This window comes from Bradyrhizobium sp. (assembly GCF_049586575.1).
GTDB lineage: Bacteria > Pseudomonadota > Alphaproteobacteria > Rhizobiales > Xanthobacteraceae > Bradyrhizobium.
Window position 1 is genome coordinate 1 of sequence record NZ_JBAVCF010000098.1, and the last position, 10,140, is coordinate 10,140.

Sequence of the window (10,140 nt, forward strand, 5' to 3'; positions counted from 1 at the left end):
GTGGAGAACAGTATGCGCCCGACCACCGCCATGGCCGTCAGCATCGCGACCGCCACCGCAGCATTGGAACGGCCGATCACGGGATCAAGGAACGCGATCAGATGAACGATGAAGCCGACCTGCGCAAACAGCACCAGCGCGAAGGCGGTGGATACCGACAGAAAGCCGATATCGCGGAAAGCGCGTGCGCGGATGAGCGAAGACGATGGCGCGTCGCGTGTTGACGAAGGCTTCCCGCTTAAATGGGACGGCGGCGGCCCGACGAAGATCAACACCGCCGGAATCACCAGCACGACCATGACGACAGCAGCCAACATCAGCGCGCGGGAAAATCCAAACTGGCCGATCGCGATCACCAATAGCGGAACGCCCGCGATGCCGCCGAAACTCGCGCCGTTCAAAGCGAGACTGATCGCCATGCCGCGCTTCCGATCGAACCAGAGGCCGAGCGTGCTGCTGATCATCGCAAGGCTGGTACCTGCCCAGCCAAAGGACAATGCGATATCCGCGAGATAAAGCTGCCAAGGCGCATTGACCTGCCCCATCAGCACAACCGCGGCCGCCATGGCGCCCGTTCCCGCCAACAGGCAGTTTCGCGGGCCGAACTTCCTGATGGCCTCGGCGACGAAGATAACGAGCAGCGCTCCGAACAGATAGAAGAAGGTTGTCGCGGCCGAGATCAACGACGCCGACCAACCGTGCTGCCGGTGCAGTTCGGCCAGATAAACGCTCTGTCCGTAGAAGCCGAATGCCCAGCCAAAGGTCGCAACCAAAAAACAAACGGCAACGATCCGCCAGCCATCATAGCGGATAGATCGCTCGTCAATCGCGGGGCGGCTTGAGACGTCCAGGCGTGATCTCCCTGTTTCGGGACATCATGTACGACGCGCGGGCGCTACGCCAAGTCAATCGCTTCGATCTGGATCGAAGTGTCAGCAGTTGTCATCAGCTACTGACCTTGGTCGGGTCGTAGAAGAAGCGCTCGCGGAAAATCTTGTCGCCGCGCCATTCCTGCCACGCGACCTCGTCGAAGCGGCGCACCAGGCCTGACTTCTCGGTAAGTACGAAATTCCAATGAATGGCGACCCGTTCGCCTTCAACCACCGATGACACGCATTTCGAAGCGACCTGCGACATCCGCGCCAGCGCGGCGCGCTCATGGGCAACCAGCGTATCGCGACCGACCCTCGGCGGCGCGGCGTTCTCCTGCATGATCGCATCATCGGCGTAATAGCGCTCGATGGCGCCGGCATGATCGCCGCCCTCGACAACGGCAATGAACTCATCGAGACGGGCTCGCGAAGGCATCGGCTTCTCCTGTCGAAGGTAAAAAGGCGTCAACCACGGTGTCGCCGGCCTCTAGCACAATGCCGCTCGCCGTTTCGCGAGCGACACGAGGAGAAGCACCGACACGCCCAACAGCACTGGCGGGAACACCACCCAGTTGACCGCTGCCCAGCCGTAATTCGCCAGTAACTGACCGGAAGAAAACGATCCCACTGCCATCATGCCAAACACGAGGAAATCGTTGAAGGCCTGCACCTTGTTACGTTCCTCCGGCCGGTGCGTTTCCAGTACCAGCGCGGACGCGCCGACGAAGCCGAAATTCCACCCCATACCAAGCACGATCAACGTTGCCCAGAAGTGCATGGCCGTGATGCCCGAAAGGCCGATCATGGCGCCGCAAGCCTCCAACAGAAGTCCTGCCGCGACTACCCTTGGCGCGCCGAAACGCGCGATCAACGTCCCCGTAAAGAAGCTCGGCCCATACATCGCCACGATGTGCCATTGAATGCCGAAATTTGAATCGCTCAAGGAAAGCCCGCACATTTTCATGGCGAGCGGCGCCGAGGTCATCACGAGGTTCATCGTCGGATAGGCGATGACGCCGCAGAGGGCGGCTGCAATAAAGCGCGGCTGCCGCGCGATTTCGAGCAGCGGACGTCCCCGATGCAGATCCGCCGGCGCTGGCCTTGGCGCATCGACGCCGGCCAGGATCACCATCGCAACCAGCGCTACCGCCGACTGCACCACAAAAGAGAAAGCGAACAGATAGGGCGACCAGATATCCATCGTCCACTGCACCAGCTGCGGACCGAGCACGCCGGCAAATACGCCGCCCGCCATCACCCACGATACGGCCTTGGGGCGAAACGCCGCGCTCGCGCCGTCGGCGGCCGCGAAACGATAGGATTGCGATACCGAGCCGTATAATCCGCCAAGGAAAGTCGCGCAGCAAAACAGCTCGAACGAGCCGTACAGGATCGCGAACGCACCGAGCAGGCCTGTGCAAGCGCCGCACGCCGTGCCGGCGATGAAGGCAACTCGGCGGCCGTAGGCGCGCGAAATCATACCGGTCGGCAACGTGCCCGCGGCAAGCCCGAGCACATACATCGAGAGCGGCACGGTGGCGAGCGAAACGCTCGGCGCCAGCGCCGCGCCGACAATCGAGCCGGTGGCAAAAATGACGGCCGAATTCGCACCGGTCAGCGCCTGCGCTGCGGCCAGTCGGATTACGTTGCCGCGAACGCGCACGTCATCGGTGCTCGCCGCGGCTGCGGTCATATCGGTCATCGGCTGTTTCGACCCCGGAAAAGCAGGAAGCGGTACGATCGTCCTTCGATTCGATGCACTATGAAGCGCCAAATCCACGCGATCAACCGATGGAAACGGGCGCGCGCCATGCGCCAAAGTTTGGGCCGTGGCCGCAATTGATCTAGCTGCGGCTGAACACCAGCGTAAGATTGTTGGCAGGCATCTCTGCGAGATCGACCAGCGAAAGACCGGCAGCATCCGCGAGCTTCGTCACGGCCTCGACGTCGCGCACGCCCCATTCGGGATCTCGCGCACGCAGGCTCTTGTCGAAGGCTGCGTTGCTATCGGCGGTATGCCGGCCCTCGCGCTTGAACGGACCATATAGGAAAAGCAGTCCACCCGGCCGCAAGTAGCGGCCGGCTCCGGCGACCAGCCCCTCGGCAACACGCCACGGCGCAATGTGAATGACGTTGGCGCAAAATACCGCCAGCAATTCGTCCGGGCCGCCCTCACCTTTCATCGCATCGCCCCAGGCCGGATCCGACAGATCGATCCGCCGCGGCGGACGGATGTTGGCGAGTTGCGAATGCAGCCGCCACGCCTCGATGCTTGTCAGGTGATTTTCGTTGAGATCGCTTGGCCACCACGTGATCTCGGGAAATTGCCGGGCGAATTCGACGGTGTGCTGGCCGGTGCCGCTGCCGGCCTCAACCACGTCACCGGATTTTCCGGTCAGAAACCGTGCCAGAACGCCGTCGATGGCCTGATGGTTGCGATGAAAGGCTGGCGCATCAAGCCGGCCGTCCGGCGCGATGTTGCCACCATCCTTGCCGAATTCAACGACATACTCCGCCACAATCGGCCTCCCAGTGTCCCGATTCCGAAGTTCGCAGCATTTTACGGAGCCACGTTTCGAACTTCGGAATCCACCAAATCTATTGTTCTGGTGGGGCTTTGGTACAAAAGTCCGCATGACGAACCCGCGGCATAATTGATGCGGACGTCCAAACCGGCACACTAGAGATCAAATCGCCGCAGTGCAAACTGCCCGCGTTGTCAGGCGACAGCGTTTATGCTTTGAAAGATTATACTTGGACCAGCCATCCGCGGGAACTGCATTTTGACTGACCGCCTTTCACTCAAGGTTCTGCTATTGGCACTGATGCTCAGCGTCATCGTACCGCCGATGGCGGCGCACGCCCAATCGAAGGCTGCCGAGGGCGAGAAGCTCGCTTTTGACCGGGCCAAGGGCAACTGCCTGAGCTGCCACAACATCAAGGGCGGTGACCTGCCCGGCACCATCGGACCGACGCTCAAGGACCTCAAAAGCAAGTATCCCGACCGCAACGAACTCGTCGCGATTGTCACGGACGAAACCGTGCGGAACCCGGAAACCGCGATGCCGCCGTTCGGCCGGAATCGCATTCTGACCAAACAGGAAATCGACGCGATCGTGGATTTCCTGCAAACGCTATGAGACGCAATCTCAAGCGGGCAACAAAATGGGGAGATGAGCGATGACGAGCCTTGATGACAGCCAGCCGGTCACGCGGCGTATCGTTCTTCGCGGCGCCGGTTCGGTCGCACTCGCGGGGCTTGGCGTTGTTGTGCTGCCTGGCCCCACGGTGTTTGCGGCCGCCAATGACAAATACCCGGAAGACGCTTTCAAGCAGAAAGACAACAAGGAAGCGATCCGGCTTCTTTATGGCCGCACCGCGGAACCTTCCGACAAGATCAAGCTCGACGCGCCAGAGATCGCGGAAAATGGCGCGGTGGTTCCGATATCCGTCTCGACCAGTCTTGCGGACGTAACCTCGATCGCCTTTGTGGTGCCGGAAAATCCGAACGTATTGGCGGCGTATTACAAAATCCCGCAAGGCACGCTGCCCAACGTGGCCAATCGCCTCAAAATGTCCAAGACCAGCAATGTCATTGTAATCGTGGAATCCGGCGGCAAGCTCTTTAGCGCGACCAAGGAAGTCAAGGTGACCGTTGGCGGTTGCGGAGGTTGAACATGGCATCGAGCATTCGTGTACGCGCAATCGCAAACGGCGACACCACCGACGTCCAGACGCTGATCCAGCATCCTATGGATTCGGGCTTCATCAAAAACGACAAGGGCGAATTCATCCCGGCGCATTTCATCCAGGAGTTGACCTTCGAACATAACGGCCGGACGGTCTTCGTTGCCGATTGGGGAACGGCGGTTTCCAAGGACCCCTATGTCAAATTCGCGTTCAAGGGCGCGACCAAGGGCGACGACCTGAAAGTGAGCTGGATCGACAACAAAGGTCAGACCGACACCGCGACATTCAAGATCCAATGAGAGTTCATCGCTGGCTTCCCCATTTTGTTGGCAGGGCCGGGCGGCGCTTGAGCGTGCGCCTCCTATCGATTTCTCTCGCCGCGCTGCTGCTCGCAGTCGCGCATACGGCGGTAGCCGCCGATGGCGTGGACCCCGCCAAGGACGCGCGCGCATTCCAGGACTATTTCTTCAAAAAATTTCCCGGCGTGAAGCCCGATGACTTCGCCAACGGTCCCTACGCGCTGAACGAGGACATGCGGCGGCAATGGGAGGAGAAGGAGCAGTTTCCGCCTTATGAATTCTCCCTTGAGGCCGGCAAGGAACTGTTCGCCAAGCCTTTCGCCAACGGCAAGCATTATGCCGATTGTTTTGCCGATCAGGGCATCGGTATCAGGCAGGACTATCCGCAGTTTGACACGAAAAGCGGCAAGGTCATCACGCTTGAACTGGCGCTGAACCGGTGCCGCGAAGCCAATGGCGAGAAAGCCATCTCCTACACCGGCGACGACATGGCCGCATTGACCGCCTATATGGCTTTCACCTCCCGCGGCAAGCCGCTCAATATCAAAATTCCGGACGATCCCCGCGCCCTTGAGGCTTACGAAGACGGCAAGCGCTACTTCTACACGCGGCGCGGGCAGTTGAATTTTTCCTGCGCGACCTGTCACGTGCAGAACCCGGGCGAGCGGCTACGGGCCGAGGTGCTCGCGCCGGCGCTCGGAATCCTCAATGCGATGCCGATCTATCGCTCCGAATGGGGCGGCATGGGCACGACCAGCCGGCGCTTTATCACATGCAATAGCCAGGTGCGCGGCGTGCCGCTTGAGCCGCAGAGTGACGAGTACCGCGACCTCGAATATTTTCTGTCCTATGTCAGCAATGGTCTGCCGATTTCCGGACCGGGTTCACGGCCATGAGCAACTCCTTGGGAGCGCCGGTACGGCTGTGTTGGGTGATCGTTGCGTTGCTGACCGGCCACGCCGCGTTTGCCGCCAACAGCGAAGCCGGCTTCAAAGCTTCCTATGCCGCAGCAGACGCCGCTGAAAAGCAGGCCGGCCTCTTGCGCAACCAATGGCTTGTGACTGAGGCTGCGCTCACTGAGGCAAGGAAGGCCGCCGAGAAGAATGACTTCGACCAGGCGGTCGCAGCCGCGAAGGAAGCCGAAGCGCTCGCCAAGGCCTCGATTTACCAGGCGACGAGCGAAAAAGCCGCCTGGAAAAATCTCGAAATACGCTGAGGCTCGAAAGAAAATGGCTCAACGCCGACCATGACCATCTGCCGCCGAGATCTTCTGAAATTAACCGGCGCCGCGGCGCTCGCGGGCAGCTTTCCGCACCAAGCGCGCAGCGCCGATGGCGGCGTCTACGATCTTGAACGCTTCGGCAATGCACGCATCCTGCACATCACCGACACCCATGCGCAGCTTTTGCCCGGCTATTTTCGCGAGCCGAGCGTCAACCTCGGGATCGGCGCGATGGCTGGGCAGCCGCCTCATCTGGTCGGCCACGCCTTTCTCGACCACTTCGGCATCAAGGCGGAAAGCGCCGACGCGTATGCCTTCACCTCCCTCGATTTCGAAAAATCGGCGGCCCGTTTCGGCAAGCTCGGCGGCTTTGCCCATCTCAAAACCCTGATCGACCGTTTGCGCAACGACACCGGCCCGCAACGCTCCCTGCTGCTCGATGGCGGCGACGCCTGGCAAGGCACAGGGTTGGCCAATGCACTCCGCGGCGCCGACATGGTCGAGGCGGCAAACCTGCTCGGCATCGAAGCGATGACCGGGCATTGGGAATTCACCTATGGCGAGGACGCGCTTCGCAGCAACCTCGAACGCTTCAAGGGCGAGTTCCTCGCGCAGAACGTTTTCCTGACCGAAGAGGCCGCCTTCAACGGCGCCAAGGCGCTCGACTCCGCCTCGGGCCGGGTGTTCAAGCCCTCGATGATCAAGGAAGTCGGCGGTTATCGCGTCGCCGTGATCGGCCAGGCATTTCCTTATGTTCCGATCGCGCATCCAAAACGCTTCACGCCAGACTGGACCTTCGGCATCCGCGAGCAGGAACTGCAAACACTGATCGATAGTCTGCGTTCTACCGAGAAGGTCGATGCGGTCCTGCTGTTGTCGCATAACGGTATGGATGTCGACCTCAAGCTCGCCAGCCGCGTGCACGGCCTCGACGTCATTCTCGGCGGCCACACCCACGACGCCATTCCCCAACCCATTGCGGTGACCAATTCCGGCGGCACCACGCTTGTCACCAACGCCGGTTCAAACGGCAAATTTGTCGGCGTCCTCGACCTCGACCTCGCCAAGGGCCACGTGCGGAACGTGAGATATCGCCTGTTGCCGGTGTTCTCGGAATTGCTGAAGCCCGACGCCGAGATGACCGCGCTGATCGACAAAGTTCGCGCGCCGCAGGTGGCGGCTTGGAGCGGGAGAATCGCCACCACCGACCGCCTGCTCTACCGTCGCGACAATTTCACCGGCACCGTCGACCAGATGATCTGCGCCGCACTACGCCGCGAGTTCGATGCTGAAATAGCGATGTCACCGGGCTTTCGCTGGGGCGCGACCTTCCTGCCAAACCAGCTCTTCACGATGGAGGACGCGCTCGCTGAGACCGCCATCACCTATCCCGAAACCTATGTGCAAAAACTGACGGGAAGCGAGCTCAAGAACACACTCGAAGACGTCTGCGACAACCTTTTCAATCCCGACCCCTATCACCAGCAGGGCGGCGACATGGTCCGCATCAGCGGACTGACCTATAGCTGCACGCCGTCGGAAGCCCTCGGGCGCCGGATTTCCAACCTGAAGCTCGACAACGGCAGCGTCATCGACCCCAACAAACGCTACACGGTCGCCGGCTGGGCTGCGGTTAACCCGCAGCAGGGAAAGCCGGTTTGGGACGTTCTCGCCAAATACCTCGGCAGCGGCAAGCCGCTCGACCTGCCCGCTAACGGTGTTGCAATACAGGGCGTTAGCGGCAATCCCGGGATCGCGGACCGGGGATAGGTGGCTCCCAGGATACGACGCGGCGTGATATTGTCGCGGAATCGGTTAGCGGATTTCATCCCATGATCTTTCGTCAGCTATTCGACAGCGTATCCAGCACTTACAGCTATCTGCTGGCAAGCCGCGCGGGCGGCGAGGCCGTGATCCTCGACCCCGTGCTCGAGAGGGTCGACCGCTATTGCCAGTTGCTGCGCGAACTCGACCTCAAGCTGGTCAAGGCCGTCGATACGCATCTGCATGCCGACCACGTGACCGGTCTCGGCGAGTTGCGCGACCGCACCCATTGCATCACCATCATGGGCGAAGAGACCAAGGCCGATGTCGTATCGATGCGAGTCGCGGACGGCGACAGGGTGACGATCGAGGGCATCACGCTGGATGTGATGTACACGCCCGGCCATACCGATGATTCCTACAGCTACTTGATGGGCGATCGCGTTTTCACCGGCGATACCCTGCTGATCCGCGGCACCGGCCGAACCGATTTCCAGAACGGCAGCGCGCGGGCGCAATACGACTCGATTTTCAGCCGGCTGCTAAAACTGCCGGATGAAACCATGGTATTTCCTGCTCATGATTATAAGGGCGATACGGTCTCCACGATCGGCGAAGAGAAGCGCTACAATCCCAGGCTGCAAGTGCGTTCGGTCGACGAATATGTCGAACTGATGAACAATCTGAAGCTGCCGAACCCGAAGATGATGGATGTCGCCGTGCCGGCCAATATGCACGTCGGCCTGCATCAGGACGAACTCACCAAACAGGGATTGGCGTTCACCGCGCGCGAGGCGATCGAGAGTCTCGGCCGGCCCGATATTCTTTTGGTCGACCTGCGTGAGACGAGCGAACGCGCCAAGCACGGCACACTGCCCGGCGCGCTGCATGCGCCCTATCCCGGAATCGGCGAGAGTCTCAGCCCCGGCGGAATGTTGCGCGAAGTCGCGACCGCCACTGGGCGGCGCATCGTGTTCTTCTGCGCCTATGGCGAGCGCTCGGCGATGGCGGTCAACGCCGCGAAGGAAGCGGGGCTGACCAATCCGGCCCATATCGCCGGCGGTATCGACGCGTGGAAGAAGGCCGGTGGGCCCGTGCTGACGGGCTGAGCGTGCTGCTATACTGGCATCCGGCCCAGGGAGAATGACCATGTCCCTTGATCTGCTATCGCCTTCGGTCGACGGCTCCCGGCTTGCGCCGGTCGAACCGCGTCATGCGCCATTGTTCTGTTTCGCGTTGCTGACGGTGTCCTGCGCGCTCGCAAGCTTCGCGTTCGCCTGCGCGACGCCATTTGCGGCCTTTGCGGTGATTGCCGCGGTGATGCTGCCGCTGCGCCCGGCGCTTCTTGTCGTCGCCGGCGCATGGCTGGTCAATCAGGGCATCGGCTTCGGCGCGCTGCATTACCCGATCGACGGCAACACGATGCTCTGGGGCCTCGTGATCGGCATCGCCGCTCTTGCCGCGACCGCAACGTCGGCGGCCATTCTACGCTGGCTGCCGCAAAACAGCACCCTGCTTGTCCTCGTGCTCGCTTTGGTCGGCGGTTACGGCGTCTATGAAGTTGCGCTGCTGGCAACGACGCCGTTCCTCGGAGGTGCGAGCGCATTTAACGCCACCATCGTCGCACGCATCGGAGCTTTAAATGCCGTTTGGCTGATCGGGCTCGTCGCCACCTGCGAGATTGTCCGGCTGGTCAACCCTTTCAAGCGCGGCCGCATGGCGTCGTAAACCCGCCCGGCCATCCGGTAAATTGCGGATACCATCGCCAGCCCTCGATGTCTGGAACGACATTGAGGGCTGCCATGCAGCCGTATTCATGGACAGGTAACCGGCAGGGCCGGTATTTTCGCCTTCGAAAGCGAGGACGCCCAATGGCCGATATTCTGGCCGCGCCGCAAGCCGTATCCGAACAGGCCGACAAGGACGAACAGTTTCGCACGCTGGGCGCGATTTCCGTCGCCCATTGGGTGAGCCATTTCCATATTTTTACGCTGCCGATGCTGTTTCCCTTCCTGAAACAGCAACTCAATGTCGGTTACATCGAGCTCGGCTTTGCGCTGACCGTCTTCGCAGTGAGTTCCGGCCTGACCCAGGCACCGATCGGGTATCTTGCCGACCATATCGGCGCGCGAAAGATTCTGCTGATCGGTCTTTGCTTAGGCGGAGCGGCGCTGATCGGGCTCGGCCTGCACCTGAATTATTCGTCGCTGATCGTGAGCGCCGCATTGTTGGGGCTGGCCAATAGCGTCTACCACCCCGCCAATTATGCGATCCTCTCCGCGCATATGAACGA

13 protein-coding genes are annotated in these 10,140 nt (G+C 61.1%); 9 read left to right on the top strand and 4 right to left on the bottom strand.

Annotation, left to right across the window (positions count from 1 at the left end; genetic code table 11):
- From WB528_RS03460 to WB528_RS03475, 4 genes are all read right to left on the bottom strand, one after another.
- Positions 1–851 (bottom strand): MFS transporter (locus WB528_RS03460; RefSeq protein ID WP_423887044.1); only part of this gene is annotated, 851 nt, incomplete at its 3' end.
- A gap of 94 nt (positions 852–945) precedes the next feature.
- The gene (locus tag WB528_RS03465; RefSeq protein WP_423887033.1) at positions 946–1,308 is read right to left on the bottom strand and encodes a nuclear transport factor 2 family protein; all 363 of its coding nucleotides are present in this window, start codon (positions 1,306–1,308) and stop codon (positions 946–948) included.
- 51 nt (positions 1,309–1,359) lie between these two features.
- Positions 1,360–2,574, bottom strand: coding sequence for an MFS transporter (locus WB528_RS03470; RefSeq protein WP_423887034.1), 1,215 nt, complete (start codon positions 2,572–2,574; stop codon positions 1,360–1,362).
- Positions 2,575–2,716: 142 nt separating this feature from the next.
- On the bottom strand, positions 2,717–3,391 hold the full coding sequence (locus tag WB528_RS03475) for a DUF938 domain-containing protein (RefSeq protein WP_423887035.1): 675 nt from the start codon (positions 3,389–3,391) through the stop codon (positions 2,717–2,719).
- A gap of 306 nt (positions 3,392–3,697) precedes the next feature.
- Here WB528_RS03475 and soxX point away from each other — a divergent pair, with 306 nt between their 5' ends.
- The 9 genes from soxX to WB528_RS03520 all read left to right on the top strand — a co-directional run.
- Positions 3,698–4,012: a sulfur oxidation c-type cytochrome SoxX gene (soxX, locus tag WB528_RS03480; RefSeq protein ID WP_423887045.1), complete on the top strand. Its 315-nt coding sequence runs from the start codon at positions 3,698–3,700 to the stop codon at positions 4,010–4,012.
- Positions 4,013–4,052: 40 nt separating this feature from the next.
- On the top strand, positions 4,053–4,547 hold the full coding sequence (soxY, locus tag WB528_RS03485; protein ID WP_423887036.1) for a thiosulfate oxidation carrier protein SoxY: 495 nt from the start codon (positions 4,053–4,055) through the stop codon (positions 4,545–4,547).
- 2 nt (positions 4,548–4,549) lie between these two features.
- Complete coding sequence (soxZ, locus tag WB528_RS03490; protein WP_423887037.1) at positions 4,550–4,861, top strand: thiosulfate oxidation carrier complex protein SoxZ; 312 nt, start codon at positions 4,550–4,552, stop codon at positions 4,859–4,861.
- A complete protein-coding gene (gene soxA, locus WB528_RS03495; protein ID WP_423887038.1) occupies positions 4,858–5,757 on the top strand; it encodes a sulfur oxidation c-type cytochrome SoxA in 900 nt (299 codons plus the stop codon). The genes soxZ and soxA overlap by 4 nt, the downstream gene beginning before the upstream one ends.
- The gene (locus tag WB528_RS03500; protein ID WP_423887039.1) at positions 5,754–6,077 is read left to right on the top strand and encodes a hypothetical protein; all 324 of its coding nucleotides are present in this window, start codon (positions 5,754–5,756) and stop codon (positions 6,075–6,077) included. Before soxA ends, WB528_RS03500 begins: the two co-directional genes overlap by 4 nt.
- Before the next feature lie 30 nt (positions 6,078–6,107).
- On the top strand, positions 6,108–7,853 hold the full coding sequence (gene soxB, locus WB528_RS03505; RefSeq protein ID WP_423887040.1) for a thiosulfohydrolase SoxB: 1,746 nt from the start codon (positions 6,108–6,110) through the stop codon (positions 7,851–7,853).
- A gap of 62 nt (positions 7,854–7,915) precedes the next feature.
- Positions 7,916–8,956: an MBL fold metallo-hydrolase gene (locus WB528_RS03510; RefSeq protein WP_423887041.1), complete on the top strand. Its 1,041-nt coding sequence runs from the start codon at positions 7,916–7,918 to the stop codon at positions 8,954–8,956.
- A gap of 40 nt (positions 8,957–8,996) precedes the next feature.
- A complete protein-coding gene (locus WB528_RS03515) occupies positions 8,997–9,575 on the top strand; it encodes a hypothetical protein (RefSeq protein WP_423887042.1) in 579 nt (192 codons plus the stop codon).
- A 143-nt stretch (positions 9,576–9,718) separates the two neighbouring features.
- Positions 9,719–10,140 (top strand): MFS transporter (locus WB528_RS03520; protein ID WP_423887043.1); only part of this gene is annotated, 422 nt, incomplete at its 3' end.

Excerpts from the sequence above, each read along its gene's own strand:
- WB528_RS03465 (WP_423887033.1), bottom strand. The coding sequence starts at position 1,308 with ATGCCTTCGCGAGCCCGTCTCGATGAGTTCATTGCCGTTGTCGAGGGC.
- WB528_RS03470 (WP_423887034.1), bottom strand. The coding sequence starts at position 2,574 with ATGACCGATATGACCGCAGCCGCGGCGAGCACCGATGACGTGCGCGTT.
- soxX (WP_423887045.1), top strand. The coding sequence starts at position 3,698 with ATGCTCAGCGTCATCGTACCGCCGATGGCGGCGCACGCCCAATCGAAG.
- soxY (WP_423887036.1), top strand. The coding sequence starts at position 4,053 with ATGACGAGCCTTGATGACAGCCAGCCGGTCACGCGGCGTATCGTTCTT.
- soxZ (WP_423887037.1), top strand. The coding sequence starts at position 4,550 with ATGGCATCGAGCATTCGTGTACGCGCAATCGCAAACGGCGACACCACC.
- soxA (WP_423887038.1), top strand. The coding sequence starts at position 4,858 with ATGAGAGTTCATCGCTGGCTTCCCCATTTTGTTGGCAGGGCCGGGCGG.
- WB528_RS03500 (WP_423887039.1), top strand. The coding sequence starts at position 5,754 with ATGAGCAACTCCTTGGGAGCGCCGGTACGGCTGTGTTGGGTGATCGTT.
- soxB (WP_423887040.1), top strand. The coding sequence starts at position 6,108 with ATGACCATCTGCCGCCGAGATCTTCTGAAATTAACCGGCGCCGCGGCG.
- WB528_RS03510 (WP_423887041.1), top strand. The coding sequence starts at position 7,916 with ATGATCTTTCGTCAGCTATTCGACAGCGTATCCAGCACTTACAGCTAT.
- WB528_RS03515 (WP_423887042.1), top strand. The coding sequence starts at position 8,997 with ATGTCCCTTGATCTGCTATCGCCTTCGGTCGACGGCTCCCGGCTTGCG.